At 47.0% G+C, this 18,343-nt stretch carries 17 protein-coding genes; 10 read left to right on the forward strand and 7 right to left on the reverse strand.

What is annotated here, in order from left to right:
- Positions 1-178 precede the first annotated feature (178 nt).
- Complete coding sequence (locus tag V4C51_RS10240) at positions 179-898, reverse strand: BamJ family beta-barrel-assembly machinery protein (protein ID WP_330926063.1); 720 nt, start codon at positions 896-898, stop codon at positions 179-181.
- Positions 899-1,231: 333 nt separating this feature from the next.
- On the opposite strand from V4C51_RS10240, the gene V4C51_RS10245 reads away from it, so the two are divergent.
- From V4C51_RS10245 to V4C51_RS10270, 6 genes are all read left to right on the forward strand, one after another.
- The gene (locus V4C51_RS10245) at positions 1,232-1,927 is read left to right on the forward strand and encodes a hypothetical protein (protein ID WP_330926064.1); all 696 of its coding nucleotides are present in this window, start codon (positions 1,232-1,234) and stop codon (positions 1,925-1,927) included.
- Between the two features lie 191 nt (positions 1,928-2,118).
- The gene (abc-f, locus tag V4C51_RS10250) at positions 2,119-4,044 is read left to right on the forward strand and encodes a ribosomal protection-like ABC-F family protein (RefSeq protein WP_330926065.1); all 1,926 of its coding nucleotides are present in this window, start codon (positions 2,119-2,121) and stop codon (positions 4,042-4,044) included.
- A gap of 414 nt (positions 4,045-4,458) precedes the next feature.
- Positions 4,459-4,965: a hypothetical protein gene (locus tag V4C51_RS10255; RefSeq protein ID WP_330926066.1), complete on the forward strand. Its 507-nt coding sequence runs from the start codon at positions 4,459-4,461 to the stop codon at positions 4,963-4,965.
- 237 nt (positions 4,966-5,202) lie between these two features.
- Positions 5,203-5,712, forward strand: a complete 510-nt coding sequence (locus V4C51_RS10260) for a hypothetical protein (protein WP_330926067.1) — start codon at positions 5,203-5,205, stop codon at positions 5,710-5,712.
- A 594-nt stretch (positions 5,713-6,306) separates the two neighbouring features.
- Positions 6,307-6,822, forward strand: coding sequence for a hypothetical protein (locus V4C51_RS10265; protein WP_330926068.1), 516 nt, complete (start codon positions 6,307-6,309; stop codon positions 6,820-6,822).
- A 194-nt stretch (positions 6,823-7,016) separates the two neighbouring features.
- Positions 7,017-7,526, forward strand: coding sequence for a hypothetical protein (locus tag V4C51_RS10270; RefSeq protein ID WP_330926069.1), 510 nt, complete (start codon positions 7,017-7,019; stop codon positions 7,524-7,526).
- A 414-nt stretch (positions 7,527-7,940) separates the two neighbouring features.
- Here the strand turns inward: V4C51_RS10270 and V4C51_RS10275 are convergent, their stop codons facing one another.
- On the reverse strand, positions 7,941-8,663 hold the full coding sequence (locus V4C51_RS10275) for a phosphorylase family protein (protein ID WP_330926070.1): 723 nt from the start codon (positions 8,661-8,663) through the stop codon (positions 7,941-7,943).
- Positions 8,664-9,145: 482 nt separating this feature from the next.
- Positions 9,146-9,802 carry an isoprenoid biosynthesis glyoxalase ElbB gene (elbB, locus tag V4C51_RS10280; RefSeq protein WP_330926071.1) on the reverse strand — a complete coding sequence of 219 codons (657 nt, stop codon included), beginning with the start codon at positions 9,800-9,802 and terminating at the stop codon, positions 9,146-9,148.
- 49 nt (positions 9,803-9,851) lie between these two features.
- On the opposite strand from elbB, the gene V4C51_RS10285 reads away from it, so the two are divergent.
- The 4 genes from V4C51_RS10285 (at position 9,852) to V4C51_RS10300 (ending at position 15,421) form a co-directional block, all read left to right on the forward strand.
- Positions 9,852-10,556, forward strand: a complete 705-nt coding sequence (locus V4C51_RS10285) for a transglutaminase-like cysteine peptidase (RefSeq protein WP_330926072.1) — start codon at positions 9,852-9,854, stop codon at positions 10,554-10,556.
- A gap of 24 nt (positions 10,557-10,580) precedes the next feature.
- The gene (locus tag V4C51_RS10290; RefSeq protein WP_330926073.1) at positions 10,581-12,527 is read left to right on the forward strand and encodes an EAL domain-containing protein; all 1,947 of its coding nucleotides are present in this window, start codon (positions 10,581-10,583) and stop codon (positions 12,525-12,527) included.
- 148 nt (positions 12,528-12,675) lie between these two features.
- The gene (locus tag V4C51_RS10295) at positions 12,676-13,653 is read left to right on the forward strand and encodes a DUF2333 family protein (protein WP_420797651.1); all 978 of its coding nucleotides are present in this window, start codon (positions 12,676-12,678) and stop codon (positions 13,651-13,653) included.
- 658 nt (positions 13,654-14,311) lie between these two features.
- Positions 14,312-15,421, forward strand: a complete 1,110-nt coding sequence (locus V4C51_RS10300) for a hypothetical protein (protein ID WP_330926074.1) — start codon at positions 14,312-14,314, stop codon at positions 15,419-15,421.
- 191 nt (positions 15,422-15,612) lie between these two features.
- Here V4C51_RS10300 and V4C51_RS10305 read toward each other — a convergent pair whose 3' ends face one another.
- The 4 genes from V4C51_RS10305 to V4C51_RS10320 form a co-directional block, all read right to left on the reverse strand.
- Positions 15,613-15,939 (reverse strand): DUF3392 family protein, encoded by a 327-nt coding sequence (locus V4C51_RS10305; RefSeq protein ID WP_330926075.1) that lies wholly within the window; start codon positions 15,937-15,939, stop codon positions 15,613-15,615.
- Between the two features lie 63 nt (positions 15,940-16,002).
- Entirely contained in the window at positions 16,003-17,145 is a 1,143-nt protein-coding gene (gene hemW, locus V4C51_RS10310) for a radical SAM family heme chaperone HemW (RefSeq protein ID WP_330926076.1), read from the reverse strand.
- Entirely contained in the window at positions 17,139-17,747 is a 609-nt protein-coding gene (rdgB, locus tag V4C51_RS10315; protein ID WP_330926077.1) for an RdgB/HAM1 family non-canonical purine NTP pyrophosphatase, read from the reverse strand. The genes hemW and rdgB overlap by 7 nt, the downstream gene beginning before the upstream one ends.
- Positions 17,744-18,247: a DUF4426 domain-containing protein gene (locus V4C51_RS10320; protein ID WP_330926078.1), complete on the reverse strand. Its 504-nt coding sequence runs from the start codon at positions 18,245-18,247 to the stop codon at positions 17,744-17,746. Before V4C51_RS10320 ends, rdgB begins: the two co-directional genes overlap by 4 nt.
- Positions 18,248-18,343 lie beyond the last annotated feature (96 nt).

An 18,343-nucleotide genomic window follows, 5' to 3' on the forward strand; every position in this document is an offset into this window, starting at 1 on the left:
TCGCTTTTGTTCGTCAAATAGTCCCGCTATTCTCCTCACAAAAGCGACTTTTTATCCGCCATTTCTCGCAGTCCTCGCTACGGGCAGACTTTTAAGGCTGCTTCTGAGAAAGTCGAAAAAACAGGCAGGTTTTCCCGTGGGTTTCGCTTTTCACAAAAAATTATTAACGGCTTCCTGGCTATTTAGTTTTCGGCTTTGTGGTCTGTTTGGTCTGTTTTTTAATGTCGAGCAGCTCAACTTTGAAGATCAAGACTTCGTTAGGGCCAACGGCACCGGGGGCGCCGGCAGGGCCATAGGCCAAGTCTGCGGGAATATAAACTTCCCATGTTGAACCTTTTGGCATCTGTTTCAGGGCTTCTTGCCACCCTTTAATAACCTGGTCGAGGGGGAAGGTTGTTGGTTCACCTCGCTTATAGGAGCTGTCAAAGACAGTGCCATCAATCAATCGTCCCTCGTAATTGACAGTAACCTCGTCTGTATCGGTGGGTTTTTCACCCTTGCCTGCAGTAATAACTTTGTACTGTAGTCCATTTTTTAATGTGGTTACACCGGGTTTTTTAGCATTTTCAGCGAGGAATTCTTTCCCTTTTTTCAGGTTGGCTTCAGCCTGTACCTTTCTTTCTGCCTGAATCTGTTTCTGTTTTTTCGTATAGGCTGCTTCTATCAGTTTCGGCATTTCTTCACGGCTAACTTTTAGTTTACTACCAGCGATAGCGTCTTTGATGCCTTGTGATAAAGCATTTGTATCTACCTTCTCAAACTGTTGCTGTAACTGATCGGCCATCATCACGCCAAGACTGTAGCTCAATTTTTCTTCTGGCGTTTTTACGGAAGATTCAGCTGCTGCATGAAGAGAAAAGGTAATAAGGCTGATACCAGCAAGCACTTTTAGTTTCATTTCAACTCTCTTTCATCGATTTCGCTGAGCTGAGGATACAGCTCATTTTGTCTGCTGAACAGTCTTGTGCAAATGTGTTCAGATAGCAAGAAATTCGTTGCGCAAGAAAGCAAAAAAACCCTTTTTTTTACAGTTTATTTAAGAGTTTTATCGCAATCTATATATTGCCTGGGTGACCTGGCGCTGAGTACTATTTCTGGAAAAAATCAAGAAAATTTTAAAAAAAATTTGCAGTCAAGGAGTAACCGCTCTATTTTTCTATTAAATGCAGAAGAATTTTACTGCTTTTGATTAATGGTGTAACACAACTAGGCAATGACGAGGGAACGACCAATGCCAGCAGCTAAGAAGAGTACAGTTAAGAAGAGTACAGCCAAGAAAAGCGCAGTAAGGAAAACGGCAGCAAAGCCAAAAACAACAGCCCGGAAGGTAGATCCTGTTAAAAAGCTCGAAAAAGAAGTTGCCAAGCTGATCAAGGACATTGAAAAGGCAAAGAAAAGCGTTGATGCCGCGAAGAAAAAGCTGAAAACCGCACAGAGCAAGTTAAAAAAAGCTGAAGCTGCTGCCAAGAAGAAGGCGACAGCGAAGAAGAAAACGGTAAAGAAAAAAGCGGCTACCAGCAAAACCACTGCCAAAAAGAAGGTAACCAGAAAGTCTGCTTCAAAAAAGAAGGCGCCGGCAAAAAAAGCCACTGCCAAGAAAAAAGTCGTTAAGAAAAAAGCACCCGCGAGAAAAGCCACTGCCAAGAAAAAAGTCGTTAAGAAAAAAGCACCTGCGAGAAAAGCCACTGCTAAGAAAAAAGTCGTTAAGAAAAAAACTCCTGTAAGAAAAGCCACTGCCAAGAAAAAAGTCGTTAAGAAAAAAGCACCTGCAAGAAAAGCCGCGGCTAAGAAAAAAGTCGTTAAGAAAAAAACAGCCGCTAAAAAAGCAACTGCCAGGGTAAAAGCTGTCAAGAAAAAGGCGCCAGTGAGAAAAGCCGCCGCTAAGAAAAAAGTCGTCAGAAAAAAATCGGCTACCGGCAAGAAATAAGCGTTCTTCAGACACACGAGCAGCCTGGCTGCCAAGCCTGTAAAATATTAACCCCTTAAAGGCACTGGACTTATCATCCAGTGCCTTTTTTATTCTGTGCACTATTTTCCCCAGCTTTTCCCCAGTGTCTCTGCTGTGAGTTCATCTTTAAAACCCATTCCTTCGACAAGTGGTTTCGTTATAATGCCGACATGATTAGATTACAGACCATCAGTTTACTCAGGCAGGGCAAGCGCCTGCTGGAAAACGCCAGTGTTATTATTCATTCAGGCCAGCATGTGGGGCTTGTGGGGGCCAATGGAGCAGGGAAATCCAGCCTGTTGGCCTTACTAACGCACGACCTCCACCCGGATACCGGTGATTTGACGATTGATGCTGGCCGTGGCATTGCCCATATGTCTCAGGAAGTTCTGGCCCTGGACCGGGAGGCCATTGAGTATGTTTTGGACGGTGATGAGCCGCTGAGAACTATTGAGCAGGCGCTGGCGGAGGCAGAAGCAAGCCAGCAATACGAAAAAACCGCTGAACTTCACGATCAGTATTTGTCTGCTGACGGGTATACGGCGCGAGCGCGAGCTGAACAATTACTGGTTGGTCTGGGGTTTGCCCATCAAGACGTACGTAAGAGTGCCCGTGACTTTTCCGGGGGATGGCGTATGCGTCTGAACCTGGCGCGCACCTTGATGAGTCCGGCTGATATCCTGCTGCTGGATGAGCCAACTAACCACCTGGATCTGGACGCCATTGTCTGGCTTGAATCCTATCTGAAAGGCTTTCAGGGGACGCTGGTTGTTATTTCCCATGACCGGGATTTTCTTGATGCTGTTACCGATCACACGTTGCATATTGAGCACAACGCCCTGACGAAATATCGGGGTGGGTACTCAGCGTTTGAGCGCTTGAGGGCAGGGCGACTAGAACAGCAGCAAGCTGTGTATGAAAAGCAGCAGCAGCAACGTGACCATATGCAACGCTTTGTGGATCGCTTTCGAGCGAAAGCGACCAAAGCCAAGCAAGTACAAAGCCGTTTAAAAGCGCTTGAACGGCTTGGAGAAAGCGCGCCCGCACATACTGACTCTCCGTTTTCGTTCAGCTTTCCTGAAGCGGAGAAACAATCTTCGCCGTTGCTAACGCTGGACAGGGCATCGTTGGGCTACGGCGGTAAGGAACTATTGAAAGCAAAACTATCGATCCTGCCGGGTAATCGTATTGGTCTGCTTGGCGTGAACGGTGCGGGTAAGTCAACATTGATAAAAAGCCTGGTGGGTGATCTTCCTCTTATTGCTGGTGAGCGCCACCAGGGGGAGCATTTAAAGACGGGCTACTTTGCCCAGCACCAGCTCGAAAGCCTTGATATACATGCCAGCCCCTTATTGCACTTGCAGCGTTTGTCTCCTGATGCCCGTGAGCAGACACTTCGGCATTTCCTGGGCGGATTTGGTTTTATTGGTGATAAAGCACTGGAAACCATTGAAGGGTTTTCAGGGGGAGAAAAGGCCAGGCTGGCTTTAGCCATTATTGCCTGGCAAAAACCTAATTTATTGCTGTTGGATGAGCCAACAAATCACCTTGACCTTGATATGCGCTATGCGTTGACGGTGGCTCTTCAGTCATTTACGGGGGCGGTAATTATTGTCTCTCACGACAGAAACCTGATACGTAATACGGCGGATGTTTTATTGTTGGTTGATGATGGAAAGGTCACAGAATTTGCCGGTGATATTGAAGACTATAGCGACTGGCTTATCAAGCAGCGCCTGCTGATGAGCAATAACAGCGTACCAGCCAACGCTTCAGTCCCTGCTGCTAACTCGGCCCAAGCTAAAAAAGCGCAAAAGAGGCAGCAGGCTGAGCGTCGGAAGGCGTTACGGCCATTAAAGTTAACGCTGGAAAAAGCAGAAAAAACCATTGATACCCTAAACATGTCGTTAAATTCAGTAGAAAAAAAGCTGTCAGATCCATCTATTTATGATCAGGTCAATAAAGCTGCGCTGAAAGAGCTGCTTGACCAGCAAACCGTATTGAAGAAAACACTGGCAGAAGCAGAGGATGCCTGGATGGCTCTGCAGGAACAGTGGGAGGTTGCGAACGGCGAAAACGGCGAAAACGGCGAATAAGTGCAAAAAACAGATACTCCGTCCAATTCAGAAGCCACTGTAAAAGTCCGACAGGCTCCTTAGGGGGCTGGGATCAACTGTAGCCCAGACCTCCGTTAAAACTCCTCGCAATAGTCTGCTATTACTGGTCGTTTGTCCTGTTCTTTCGCCCGGCTTGCCATGTTCATTTCGCTAGTCAGAAAAGCCGGGCTGGAGTAATACGATAAGTGCAACAGGCTTGTATTTTCATGATTTTATATTATGTTTTAAAAGCAGCCTTTTTTTGTGTGTCTCCATATTCAGACCACATTATGAATGTCAGATTATTTTGACTCCTGTCGTTTTTTTAGACGTGTTGAAAAGGCGGTTTTCGTCGTCCTATGCTGGAAATGAGTAAAGATAAGATGATTTTTTCGCGAACAGTAGGAGTATATCATGGGGTTGAAATCCATCTTACGGTCTGGAAACTCAATGAAGAATAAATCACTTATTTTTTTGACTCTAGTGTTGAGTTTATCCATCATGGATAAGGCTTTTAGTTTTAAAGCAAAGTCCTGTATCTACATTTTCAATTATGTAGGCCAATACCAGAAGGGTTACTCGAAAAAAGGCTATAGGATTGTATCCTCTGGCAAAGGCGCTTGTATTCACTCAGTGTCTTCATGCAGTACCACTTATAGAGAATCTGGTAAGATCCAAATAGATTATGATTCTTCAGGTGGTTGCGCATTCAAAAGCAGCGCGCAGAGTTTTAACGTGATAAGCAATGATACAGGCAAAGTTGTCGGCAAGTTCACATGGAAAAAAAAACTGGGACTTTTTTATGGTCCGTATCTGGATATAACAAACAATCCAGGCTTCTTGGAGGATACGTCGGGGACTACTGCTTTCTACTCCGCATTGAATATAAGGTTATATTATGCAGACCCTTGCCCTTACTAAGCTGGGCGACGGGGGCAACTCAAGCACTCAACATTAATCGCCATGGTAGCAAACCTTGCGCGAATCTTGGGGGGAAATCGACGCTCGCTCACTACCTACTCAACAGGGTTAGAAAGGCGAGTTGACAATGAAAGTCTGCTTGTGGTCAGGATCAGCAACAGTGATTTTTTATATCCGCTTCTGTGATGTCAACCGGGGTATGATTTTTTTGGTAGTAACGAACAGTAGGAGTATATCATGGGGTTGAAATCCATCTTACGGTCTGGAAACTCAATGAAGAACAAATCACTTATTTTTTTGACGCTGGTGTTGAGTTTATCCATCATGGATAAGGCTTTTAGTTTCTTCAAAGCAAAGTCCTGTATCCATATTTTCAATGATATAGACCAACACCAGAAGAATTACTCAAAAAAAGGCTATAAGTTTGTACCCACTGGCAAAGGTGCTTGTATGCACGAAGTGTATCCCTTTTCATACAGTGCCGTTTATAGAAGATCTGGTTTGATAAAAATAGATTATGATTCTTCAGGTGGTTGCGCATTCAGAGGCAGCGCGCAGAGTTTTAACGTAATAAACAATGATACAGGCAAAGTTGTCGGCAAGTTCACATGGAAAAAAAAATTTTATGATCCGTATCTGGATATAACAAACAATCCAGGCTTCTTGAAGGACGATACGGGGACTATTTATTTCCAGGGCAACGCATTGAATATATGGTTAGATTATTTACACCCTTGCCCTTACTAAGCTGGGCGACGGGGGTAATTGGCAGGTCAGCCGCACCTAGGAGCCTGATCGAGAACAGCGCCCGTAGCGAGGATTGCGAGAAATTGAGGATAAAAATTTCTGCTTCTGAGGAGAATAGCGGGGCTATTTGATGAAGAAGCAGGGGTTTTTAGATCAATTTATCGCAACCGCAGTAGCGCAGTCTATTCTCGGGCAGGCTCCTAGTCCGCCTTTGAAGGTCAGATTATCGTAGGGGCCTTAGCTTTTTGAAGAAGTATTGCAAAACCCGATGCTTCGTCGTCCTGTCCACAATGAGCGAAAACCAGACGCCGTCAGCCAATAGAGCCCTTTAACCGAGCCTCTGGTATCACTGGTTGGTATTATCAACAATTCAAGCACTCAACATCAATCGCCATGGTAACAAACCCTGTGCCAGAGGATCTTGGGGGAAATCAACGCTCCCTCACTACCTGATCAACGGGTTTAAAAGAGGTGAAAAGTCTGCCTCTGGTCAATATCATACAACAGTGATTTTTACCCCCGTTTCCGTGATGTTAACAGGGGCATGATTTTCAAGATGAGTTCTTTGATAGTAATGGACGGTGGGAGTACATCATGGGTATGAAATCGATCTTACGGGCTGGAAACTCAATGGTGAAAATGGCGAAAAAATCATTTGTTTTTTTTACTCTGGCGCTGAGCTTATCCATCATGGATAAGGCCTATAGCACATATACCTGTCTTCACATTTACAATGATATAGCCCCAAATCAGGTGTTTTACTCAAAAAAAGGCTATAAGTTTGAACCCATTGGCAAGGGTGCTTGCATGTACAACGTGACGCCCTCTCCATACATTGTCACTTATACTCGCTATGGTCATTTAAGCATACATTATAAATCTTCAGGCATATGTGCGCTCAAGGACAGCACGCAGAATTTTAACGTGATAAATAATGATACAGGCAAAGTTGTCGGCAAGTTTACATGGATAAAGCCCATGGGGCGTATGTTTCATTCGTATCTGGAAATAACAAACAATCCTGGCTTCATGGAGGACAGGGCAGAGTATGATTATATTAAGTTCAACTCATTGAATCTTTGGTTAAATAAAGAAGAGAAACCTTGTTAAGCTTACCAGCGGGACAAGTGAAAGGGGGCCGCGGCATGAGTACTTTAGTATTATTCACTCAGTGCCCCGCGCCTTGTCGTATGCGCTAGTCGTGTTTGTCAACAAAGGCGCTTTCACAATGGCAGATCCTTGCCGCTTACTGACAGGCTAAATAGGATGACTTCTTTGGTGGTAATGGGCGGCAGGAGTATGTCATGAGTATGATGTCTATTTTACGGGCTGGAAAGTCCATGGCGAACAAGTCGTTTTTTTTTACTCTGGTCTTGAGCTTATCCACCCTCGGTAATGCTTATGGCAAAATCAAAACCTTTATTGAAGTCAGGAATCTAATACCCAAAGGTTACCAACATTTCTCAAAAAAAGGCTATACAGTGAAAGCCAGTGGGAAGGGGGTCTGCATGTACCGAGTCACTCCCTCTTCATACGTTGCCATTTTTGGCGACCTTATTAGTCTGAGGTTATATTATAAATCTTCATGGAACTGTGCATTCAGGGACAGCACGCAGAAGTTTGAAGTAATAAACAATGATTCAGGCAGTGTTGTCGGCACGTTTAAATGGCACAAGCCATTAGGGCTTGAGCCGCGCCTGATAATAACAAAAAATCCCGGCAGCATTATGGCGGATATAACGGGTGAGTATGTTGATAAGCGCGGTATATTGAATTTGAGGTCTCATATCACACCGAGCAGCGCCTCAAATTGATCAGGCTTGCGGTCAGGCTCCTAGGAGGCTGTCCGAGAATAGACTACCCTACTGCGGTTGCGATAAATTGGTCTAAAAATTCCTGCTTCTTCGTCAAATAGCCCCACTATTATCCTCAGAAGCAGAAATTTTTATCCTCAATTTCTCGTAATCCTCGCTACGGGCGCTATTCTCGGTCAGCCTCCTAGTCGTTCAGCGTTGACCTTGCGGGTGTTGATTTTTAGAGGGCGTCTATCAGGTTAAGTCTGAACGACTGCAATTTACAAAAACCGTAGACTCCTTCGTGAGAAAGAACCACAAGCCCTGGAACGTCGTCACTTCCGCTCCAATCATTATTTGATCAACTTTTTATCCTCCGTTTCTCCTGATCCCGGCTATGCGCAGGCGTTTAAGGCAATTTCCAGGGAACAGGGTCTACGTCAATAGCACCACCCTGTCATTCAGTAATACCAGTAAATCAAGCATTTTAGCCTTCAGTTGTTGTGACGCGAAGTTCAGGTTGGCATGAAAGGCTTCTACAGTATCTGAGGGCGTATCCACAAGGTTGGTAACGGACTTCATGGCAACCACCGGTATTTTATAAAAAGACGCTACCCAGGCAATGGATGCCGCCTCCATTTCTTTGGTGACAACCGGTTCTTTTTGCAAAATAGCCTCATCTGTTGCGGTCATATCCATTGAGCTGCCAGTACATACAACTGCCGTAGGAAGGTTAAGGGCGCGAGCCAGCGCTATGGCTTCTGGCGCGCCATAGTGGCCTTCACCATAAGCAGTATAGTTTTTCATAAAGACGCGACGGTCAAAAAATCGGATTCGCTCACCAATATAGACGGTGCCAATATCACTGCCTTTGCTGGCAAATGCACCGCAGGTGCCGGCATTGATAATGAGATCAGGTTTGCTGAAACGAATCGCTTCCAAAGCCGTCAGCGTAGCTGGCTGTGTACCAATATTTTGTACGTCATGAATGGGGTCTTTACCGTTAATGACCAGGGTTAATTCAAGGTTTTCGTATAGCCCTCTGTAAGCCCGGCAAGGCAAACAAGGGTCATGCATAGGGACTGCCGTGAGCCGCAGGTCATCTATCAGAGGAGCGGCTTCCTGCTCCATGGCGACGATAATTGTGACGTGCTTCATAATTAAACTCATGTCGTATAAAAGCCGCTATAGTACCATTGTGATGATTTTATCAAATAGCGCAGGGTCAAAACCCCCACCAGAGCGTTAGCTTGGTGGTGGAAACAACCGCAAGCATTGGGAAGCCTTGCCTCGAAGGTTGTGTTGCTTAGGAGCGGTCTAAAAATAACTTCCCGATTTTCGTTCACCCTGAACTCTGAGCTTGGCGAAGAGTCGAACGGTGGTGGCAGCGAGCTTCGACAGGCTCAGCCCGAACGGCAAAACTGGGAAGTTATTATCAGACTCTTACTCAGGTAGCGTTTATTCGCCACCTGAGGCATGTGGAGCGAAGCGACATTCTTATTGACTGGTTTGTTGTCTGCTGAATGACCATAAGAAAAGCCCATTGATAACGCCATAAAACTTAACCCGGATATTTCATAAACTCCCTTAGAGCCGCAAGGAGCAAGCAAGGCCGGGAGCATGTTTATGAAATATCCGGGTTAAGCGAGCGCTATGACTTTTTGTACCAGCTTATCGATACCCGTGGCTGCCTCGCCTATAGACTGCGCCAGCATATAGGCCGGTGTTGTTATCAGCTTACGGGATTCGTCCACCACAATATCATCCACAGGACAGTTCACATGCACGGCACCGGTGGCCTCAATGGCTTTGGCTGTGTCTTTGTCATTGCCAATGGTGCAGCGTGTGCCGGGGGCAAAGGCACGTCCGGTGATCGCTGGAGCAATGCAGATCAACCCCACGGGCTTGTTGGCGGTGGCAAAGCCTTGTACTGCCGCCAACACGTCACTTTGGACTTGCGCGCCTGAACCCGTAAAAGCAAAGTCAGACAGATTTTTAGCCGCTCCAAACCCACCCGGGATAATCAGGGCGTCATAATCACTAACATTGAGCGCAGCAAGGGCTTTGATGTCGCCCCGGGCAATACGGGCAGACTCCACCAGCACATTGCGCCGCTCGTTCATCGCTTCTCCCGTGACATGGTTAATAACGTGGTGCTGCTCAATATCGGGGGCAAAGCACTGATACTGGGCGCCCGCACGGTCAATGCTCAATAATGTTAATACCGACTCATGGATCTCAGCGCCATCAAACACGCCAGAGCCTGACAGGATAAGCGCTATTTTTTTGGGGGTCACAGTTTGTCTCCTCAGGTTAAGCCTTCATGCCACGTGCCGATGATAGTAAATGACCAGGAGTTCTGGTTTCAATGGCAGGGATGTCATGTTTTCAAGGCTTAAACTTCTGATTGTTTTCCCGTTATGGATTATCACCACTGCTGTGGGTGATGATGATTTTATAATTAACGACGCATTAATCAATGATGTTCGCCGCCATTATGGCAAGGCTGCCAGTGAGCGAATGATCCGTTGGCAGGGTCTTTTAGACGGTAGCCTGCACCTGACAGACAGGCAAAAGCTGACCGTGGTCAATGATTTTTTCAACGAACAACGGTTTATTAACGATATTGATCATTGGGGAAAAGACGATTTCTGGGCCACACCCGTTGAATTTCTCGGCAGTGGCGGTGGCGACTGTGAAGACTTTTCCATCGCCAAATACTACACCTTGCGACAACTAGGCATTCCCGATAAAAAGCTCCGCGTTACTTATGTTATGGCGCTCGAATACCAGCAGGCCCATATGGTGCTCAGTTATTACCCTGAGCCTGACACAGAGCCCCTGATTCTTGATAACCTGAATAAACGTATTTTACCCGCCAGCGAGCGACGGGATCTGAAACCGGTTTATAACTTTAATGGTGACGGCCTCTGGTATGCGAGGCAGCAGGGAAACAGCGGCAAGCGTATTGGGAAATCCAGCCGTGTTGGGCGATGGACAAAGCTCCGCAACCGATTTCAGCAGTCCATCGCCAACAGTCAGGAAGAATAAAGGGCTTAACAGAGGGACACGTTCATGACGCTACTACAACAGTTGGTAATCAGCCTGACCGCACTGCTGTTCATTCTGTTTGGCCTGAGCCTGTTCACCACCGTTAATGATGCCCGTAACTACCTTCAGGCCCAGCTTGAATCCCATGCCCAGGACACGGCGACCTCCCTTGGCGTTGCCATCGCCTCCACGGAGACAGGTGATACTGCTACCATTGATGCCATGGTTGATGCGGTATTTGACCGAGGGTATTACCAGAATATCCGGTTTGAGGATATGGCTGGCAATGTACGTGTTAACAGTGAACACCCTGTCACCGTTGAAGGTATTCCCGACTGGTTTTTAGCACTGACAGCGTTAAACGCTCCTGAGGTTGCCACTGAAGTCAACAGGGGCTGGGTGCCTGCGGGTAAACTGTACGTCACCAGCCACCTTGGTTTTGCTTACCAGAACCTGTGGCAGAAAGCCTGCAACGGTGCCATCTTGTTTGCCTTTGCCCTGCTGCTGGCTATTATCGGTCTGAACATTCTTTTACGTATTGTCTTAAAACCCTTAAAGCTACTCGAAAATCAGGCAAATGCCATTTGCCAGCGTCGCTTTGTGGTTCAACGTGAGCTGCCGGTTACCAAAGATTTACGACAAATGGTTATTGCCATGAACCGGATGGCTGGCAAGCTGCAAAAACTGTTCAATGAAAAAGTCATTCTCACCGAAGAGCTGCGGCATCAATCCGTCAAAGATGCCCTCACTGGCATTTTGAATAACCGGGCTTTTGAAGGGCAGGTCATTAGCAGCCTTAAGAATGAGGGAAAAGATGCGGGCGGCTCCCTCATGCTCATTGATATTGGTGGACTTGATGCACTGCACCGCAATAAGGGCCATAAAACGGTTGATGAACTATTGATTGATATTGCCAAGCGACTGTCTGAAACCGTTGAACCCTGGCCTGACGCCATTATTGGCCGGCGTTCACTGTCACAGTTTTCTGTCTTTTTACCGAGCTGTGGAATCGAAGAAAACCGACGTTTTGCCGAGGGTTGTTTTCGGGCACTGGCATCACTGCCTTATTTTGTTAGCACCAAGGGGCAGGAGCAGCTCCATTTGGCCTCTGTGACCGGCATGGGCGAAAGTCATTTTGAAGCGCTGGTACGCGCATCAGGTGAGCTGCTCAAAAACCTGCACCTACAGGGCCATAACAGCTGGCAGGTGGAAGAGGTAGGCGATACTAAAGGCCACATGTATCTCAGCTGGAGCCAGGTGCAATGGCAGGATGTATTAAAAGGCGTCTTTAAACGGGAGCAAATCGACTTGTTCGCTCAAAAGGGGTTCGACGCCGATGGGCGTCCCCTGTTTCGGGAGGTGCTCGCTCGCCTGCACCTGGACAATGAGCTGGTATCAGCGCAAGCTTTTCTGCCCATGGTGGAGAGGTTTGAACTGCATACGGCGTTTGATCAGGCAGTGGTAAATTGCCTGGTTCGTTATATGAAACAGTCACAAAACGATGAAGTCTTTTGTGTTAACCTCTCACCCCGATCCATTATGGATAATACGTTCTACCCTTGGCTGCTTGATTGCCTCAAGAGCAATACAGCGGTTAGCCAACGCCTGATTCTGGAAACCTCAGAACGTATTTTGCACGAGTCCGTCAGTGGTCTCGCTGAGCGTATTACCGCGCTCACTGCCAACGGCTGCGAGTTTTCCCTCGATCACTTCGGGGTTACCACCCAATCCCTCAGTGACCTTGACCTGCTGAACATCCGTTATATCAAAATCGATAACAGCTTTGTTCGTGGCATTACCGACAATCAGGGCAACCAGTTTTATATTCGGACACTGGCCATGCTGGCCGGCAGCCGGGATATTACCCTTCTGGCCCAGGGTGTTGAAAACCAGGCAGAATGGGAAAAACTCACCGAACTCGGCGTGTCCGGTGGCCAGGGTTATTTTCTGGCAAGGCCTGAACAGCTGTAATCATTCCGCGAATCAAGAAATCAAGTTCAATTGTCCCGCGACTTGGCCCATAATACCCACCGGATATGCTTGGTCAGACGAGGACACTATGGCGCTCAGTGGGTTGAAAAAAGTAATAACAGCAAGAGCAGGGGCATTGATGACACGAATGAGTGGTAAGATCCTCTCGACAGTGGTGGCGGTCGTCATGCTCATACAAATAGGACTTGGGGTTTACTGGAGCGCAGAACCGAAGCAGTTCTCCGTGCAGGCCAATGCTGAAAAAATGGCTCAGGAACAAGGGCAGACAGTGGTAACGGGTTATACAACAGCTGCCACGTTATACCGTGTTGCTGATACCCTGCTGATCAAGCCCGGTGGTTATCTGAGCAATGATATTATGCCGCCGGGTGTCTTTCTGGATAATATGCCTAACTGGGAACATGGCGTATTGACGCAAGTGCGTGATATGGCGCGCGCATTACGCCGCGACTTCAGCCGCTCACAGTCCCAGTCAAAGGAAGACCCCGATCTGGCTGTTGCTGAACCTCTGTTTAACTTTGATTCCCATAGCTGGATTCTGCCGGCAACAGAAAAAGAGTATCAACGTGGCATCCACAGGCTCGGCAACTACATGCAGCGTTTATCTAACCCTCAGGACCCTGCGCAGTTTTACGCCCGCGCCGATAACCTGGCCCGCTGGCTCAATGATGTGGAAATCCGTCTTGGCAGTCTGTCCCAGCGCTTAAGCGCCAGTGTCGGCAAACCTCGCCTGAATACAGACCTGGCGGGTGACCCTGAAGCGTCACAATCCACCGTCAGTGATAACATGGTAGTGGTAAAAACCCCGTGGTTGCAGATTGATGATATCTTTTATCAGGCGCGGGGTACGTCCTGGGCGCTGATTGAGTTACTCAAGGCTGTTGAAGTGGATTTTCATGATGTCTTGCAGAAAAAGAACGCCCTGGTCAGCCTGCGGCAGATTATCCGCGAGCTGGAAGGAACCCAGGAAACCATCTGGAGTCCCATGATTCTTAATGGCGATGGGTTTGGGATGTTGGCAAACCATTCCCTGGTGATGGCTAATTTTATTTCCCGGGCCAATGCGGCAATCAGCGATCTTCGCAGTTTGTTGGAAAATGGCTGATAATTGTAAAAAAAGCCAGTGTTTTTATCAGGCTCCTGGCGTAAGACCTCCACCGAGCCAGGTGGGGGATGTAAGGAACCAGTCCGGTGGGACTGGAAAAAGCTTGACCCTTACGCAAATAATATTCTTGTCAGTATGAATAAGCGTGCTTTCAAATACCGATTCTATCAGCGGAAAGTGGTAAAACTTGCAGACGAACTGAGAAGCGGTCTTAAAAGTCACGCTCCTACTGCGGCTACGATAAATGGGTCTAAAAAGTCGCTTTTGTTCGTCAAATAGTCCCGCTATTCTCCTCACAAAAGCGGCTTTTTATCCACCATTTCTCGCGGCTCGCTACGGGCAGACTTTTAAGACTGCTTCTGACCACAGAAACGGCCCATAACGAGCAAAACCCCGCCCATCAGCAACAACGTAAACGACCATTAGAGAGAGCATTTGATGCGGTAATCAGTAATTTTCAGCAATGGTTGAAAATTAAGGCGATCTAAAGCATGCCAAGGTGATTTATTTGAGCAGGCTTATATTGCTGAATAAAAGGGGAGCATTATTTAGAAAAATATTGTATGGCATTCAATAGTATTAACAGAAAAAAATATTGCCATTTTTTTAATATGGTCTTAACTGTTTACAGTCTAATTATTACTGTCAGGTTGAGACCATGCTATCAAGACTGTTATTTTTATTTTTGTGTTTTATTTCTTTGACTACCCATGCTGATAACCTGTTCGTGATAGGGGCCAGTTATGCACGAGGAGTTGAAAAAATTAGTTTAGATGAGGTTTGCGGTAATTTATCCGTTGGTGGTAAAACTGGCCTGCTTGAAAGCTTCACGCCTGATGAGCTGCAGCCATTTACCGCCAAGTGTTTATCTCCACGCAATGGATTGGGTTTTCTCAATTACATGACCAATGAAAAGGCGATAAATGATCAGCTCGGTAAAGCGATGGAGCAAGCCAAGCAAGCCGATGGGCTTTCTGTTATTCTTATACCACCGTGTGTGCCATTTTGGCTCGTGTTTGGAGCAATGGCTGATAAAAAACCACAGGATTCTCATGCAACTTCAGCCCTTGCATTCCTGGCTAATCTCGCAGCCGTGAGTGAAATTACAGCCCTGACTAATTACGCAACAAATAGACCAGATCTTAACCTTAAAGAGGATCGTGAATACGTTATTAAAAGAGTTAAAAATTTTATAGCGACAGTTTCTTCTCAACAACAGGAATGTCTTAAAAATGGCAAACAAGTATTGATAAGTATTGCTAATATATCCCCGCAAATACCGGCTTTATCTGATAACAGGCTATCACTATTTCCTGACTTAAATAATCTTCTTATTGATTCTTCTATTCCGTTTGAAAATGGGTTTATTGAGTCAATAAATACCGCTATTAAAGATGAAATAAAGCGTTTAAAAAATAGCTCTCTTCACTTGCTTGACCTCGCTGGGGCAGTGGATAAGGATGGAAATATCACGTTTCAAACGGCTGCTGGTCCCCATACTGTTCCTTTCAGCAGCTTGCTTGTTGCCGATGAAAAACCACAACTTCATTTGGCTACTCCCGCTTATGGTTTGCTTGCGGCAGCTATGCTGGATTCAGTAGCAACATCAGATCAATGGCCTCAGGATCTGATTGCTTTTGGAAGCAACTATCAGCGGAAAGTTTTAAAACTCGTAGACCAGATGATGTCAAAGACGGCCAATAACGGGCAGAACCCTGACCATCAACGACCATTAGCGTCAAAGTTTCAAGAGCTAGGGCTTGACTGAACCAAAATTCTATTAAACCTGAATTCAGCCGTTGAATGCCGTTTTCTCAATGGGAATAAAGCTTCCGGCCTGCTAAAAGCAATCAACTGCTGAATTCAGGCTATTCAGGCTATTGCGGATAGTAGCCTCTGTTGCGAGCCATTAACCTTGTTCTGCAGCCCGGTGTATTGGTAGCCAAAAAATAGTGAGTATTAACTGTTCCGGTCGGCCAGCACACCCACCAGAATCAATACCACCAGCAACACAGGCGCAAACGTCAGGTTATTGAACAAGCTGAGCAGCTGGGTCAACCACTGTGGCACATAGTAAAGTACCAGCCCCAGCACGCTCAGGGTGAGTGCTGATCTGGCAAGGTAGCGAATGGCAGCAGGAAAACGTCCTAACCAACGCGTTGACCTCGCTAAGGCAGGTTTACCGCCATAAACCAGCAATGTTGCTGTCAGCGCCAGAGAAAGAATGGGCAGATAACCTCGGGTAAAGTGCGAGAGATTAACCACGCTGTCACTGAGCCAGTCCATTGGCAGTCACCTTTTGTCGTCGTTTTCGTCAACCCCATGTTCAACATACTACTGAACAGCGCATCAGGTAAATATTGCCAACAGGTCGTTAAGAAATAATCGCCCCCGGGGTGTGGGTGCCAATCGGTTGGGGCTATCAACCATCAACCCCTTAGCAATCGCTGTCTCCCACGCTGAGCTGACAGAGCGTAGGGAAAGCCCTGTATAGTCTGAATAAAATCCTGCTGGCACACCCTCATGCAAACGCAGGGCGTTCATCATAAACTCCAATGGCAACTCGTCTTCAGCGAGTGTTCGTTGCCCCGCTCGGAAAGGTTTATCGGGGGATAAATAATCTGACGGTATCCGGGTTTTCCAGTTGCGATAGACCTTGCCGGTTTCCTTACATGTCCACTTACCGTGAGCACCCGCACCTATGCCGAGATAATCACCAAACTGCCAGTAATTGACGTTATGACGCGCCTGCCGTCCGGGTCGACTGTAAGCAGAAATTTCATACTGTGTATACCCATGCATTGCCAGTCGAGACTGGCCGGCTTCCTGAATGCTCCAAAGGGTATCATCAGGCGGCAGTAACGGTGTTTTTGAATAAAACACCGTATTGGGTTCAATGGTGAGCTGATACCAAGAGATATGGGTCGGCTGAAAATCAATGGCCGTTTGCAGGTCATACAAGGCATCCTCCGGGGACTGGCCCGGCAAGCCGTGCATCAGATCAATATTGATGTTGGCAAAACCACTCTCTGCCAAAGAGGTAATGGCACAAATGGCTTCATCCGCACTGTGAATCCGCCCCAACCCCTTGAGCTTCTCATCCTGAAAGCTTTGTACCCCCAGGGACAGTCGATTAATGCCGGCCTCAAGGTAGCCCTGAAATCGGCCATGTTCATAAGTCCCCGGGTTTGCTTCCAACGTAATTTCAATATCTTCAGCAAAGGCCATTTCTTGTTGCAAGGTTGAGAGTAACTGCTTATAAGCTCTCGGTGACAACAAGCTCGGTGTACCACCACCAATAAAAATACTGGCAAGAGGGCGCCCCTGCACCTTACTGATCTCCTGGTGCAAATCAGCAATCAGAGCAGCAAGGTACTGAGTTTCTGGAATCCCCTCTTGATTGGCCACATGGGAGTTAAAATCACAGTAGGGGCACTTTTTCACACACCAGGGGACGTGAATGTACAGGCTTAATGGAGGGAGTCTTAACACGTTACACGCAACCTGTCTGCCAGCTGAGCCATGGCTTTTGCACGATGGCTCAGGCGATTTTTGACGTCTGCGGACAGCTCAGCACAGGCACAACCTTCAGTTGACACGTAAAATAGTGGATCATAGCCAAAACCCTGCTCCCCTTTGGGTGCATTGAGAATTTCCCCCTCCCAGCTACCCTGGCAGATAACAGGGGTTGGATCTTCAGGGTGTCGCATATACACCAAAACACACTGGAAGCGGGCTTTACGCTCTTCAGGTGACACACCCCGCAGCACAGAGAGCAGTTTACGGTTGTTGTCGCTATCAGTAGCATCGCTGCCTGCAAACCGCGCAGAATAAATACCAGGGCGACCGGCAAGGGCGTCAACCTCTAACCCTGAATCATCGGCAATGGCAGGCAGCCCGGATTGTTTTGAGGCATGGCGAGCTTTCAATATCGCATTTTCAACAAAGCTCAGGCCGGTTTCTTCCACCGCCGCTATATTGAAATCACTCTGTGGGCGCAAGCTCACCCCCATACCACTGAGCATCTGTTGAAACTCTTTGAGCTTGCCAGGGTTACTGCTGGCAAGCACGATTTCACAAGCGTTTATTTTCACGACTTTTCGCCTTCATAAAACTGTTGGCTAAATGTTACACGTTCTGACTGTGTGTGCTTATCGGGCGTGACAGCAAGATCAAAGGTGAGCTGTTCTTCATTGCTGAATCGAAAACTGGCCAGATAGTAAACAGCATGCCCTTCATTGACTTCATGAAATGTCAGCGCTGTTCTTTGCCCCAGTAGGTTAGTCATATTGCCTTCGATAAGCCCCTTGACAGCAGTGCCCAGTTCACTGCTTTTCACATTACGGATAGCAATGTTCAAAATGCCAGTGCGAGGCCCTCGTTCCAGTGAATAGGCTTTCGCCACTTCAGGCGGAATAAAAGTACTATTAAAGGCACTGTAATGAATGTCATAATCACCGGCACGCATTGACCTGCTCCCAAAGGGTTCAGCATCGGGGACAGAGGCAGGTGCTGAGGCAAAAGCAACGGCGGGTACAGTAACGGGGACAAAGAGCAGTAACGCTGTAACACTGGCGAGTATCCCTTTTTTCATAAATATATCCTTGGAGCCTGTCGGACTTATGCTTTCGAGCATAAAATTCAGTAGGGCGAGTCAGAATTTTCGATCAATTTGTGCGAATAGTTGACC

This window comes from Candidatus Sororendozoicomonas aggregata (assembly GCF_031528575.1).
Lineage (GTDB): Bacteria > Pseudomonadota > Gammaproteobacteria > Pseudomonadales > Endozoicomonadaceae > Endonucleibacter > Endonucleibacter aggregata.

What these genes read in the sequence shown, in the direction of transcription:
- V4C51_RS10240 (WP_330926063.1), bottom strand. Translation starts at nt 898, where the DNA reads ATGAAACTAAAAGTGCTTGCTGGTATCAGCCTTATTACCTTTTCTCTT.
- V4C51_RS10245 (WP_330926064.1), top strand. Translation starts at nt 1,232, where the DNA reads ATGCCAGCAGCTAAGAAGAGTACAGTTAAGAAGAGTACAGCCAAGAAA.
- abc-f (WP_330926065.1), top strand. Translation starts at nt 2,119, where the DNA reads ATGATTAGATTACAGACCATCAGTTTACTCAGGCAGGGCAAGCGCCTG.
- V4C51_RS10255 (WP_330926066.1), top strand. Translation starts at nt 4,459, where the DNA reads ATGGGGTTGAAATCCATCTTACGGTCTGGAAACTCAATGAAGAATAAA.
- V4C51_RS10260 (WP_330926067.1), top strand. Translation starts at nt 5,203, where the DNA reads ATGGGGTTGAAATCCATCTTACGGTCTGGAAACTCAATGAAGAACAAA.
- V4C51_RS10265 (WP_330926068.1), top strand. Translation starts at nt 6,307, where the DNA reads ATGGGTATGAAATCGATCTTACGGGCTGGAAACTCAATGGTGAAAATG.
- V4C51_RS10270 (WP_330926069.1), top strand. Translation starts at nt 7,017, where the DNA reads ATGAGTATGATGTCTATTTTACGGGCTGGAAAGTCCATGGCGAACAAG.
- V4C51_RS10275 (WP_330926070.1), bottom strand. Translation starts at nt 8,663, where the DNA reads ATGAAGCACGTCACAATTATCGTCGCCATGGAGCAGGAAGCCGCTCCT.
- V4C51_RS10285 (WP_330926072.1), top strand. Translation starts at nt 9,852, where the DNA reads ATGACCAGGAGTTCTGGTTTCAATGGCAGGGATGTCATGTTTTCAAGG.
- V4C51_RS10290 (WP_330926073.1), top strand. Translation starts at nt 10,581, where the DNA reads ATGACGCTACTACAACAGTTGGTAATCAGCCTGACCGCACTGCTGTTC.
- V4C51_RS10295 (WP_420797651.1), top strand. Translation starts at nt 12,676, where the DNA reads ATGAGTGGTAAGATCCTCTCGACAGTGGTGGCGGTCGTCATGCTCATA.
- V4C51_RS10300 (WP_330926074.1), top strand. Translation starts at nt 14,312, where the DNA reads ATGCTATCAAGACTGTTATTTTTATTTTTGTGTTTTATTTCTTTGACT.
- V4C51_RS10305 (WP_330926075.1), bottom strand. Translation starts at nt 15,939, where the DNA reads ATGGACTGGCTCAGTGACAGCGTGGTTAATCTCTCGCACTTTACCCGA.
- V4C51_RS10320 (WP_330926078.1), bottom strand. Translation starts at nt 18,247, where the DNA reads ATGAAAAAAGGGATACTCGCCAGTGTTACAGCGTTACTGCTCTTTGTC.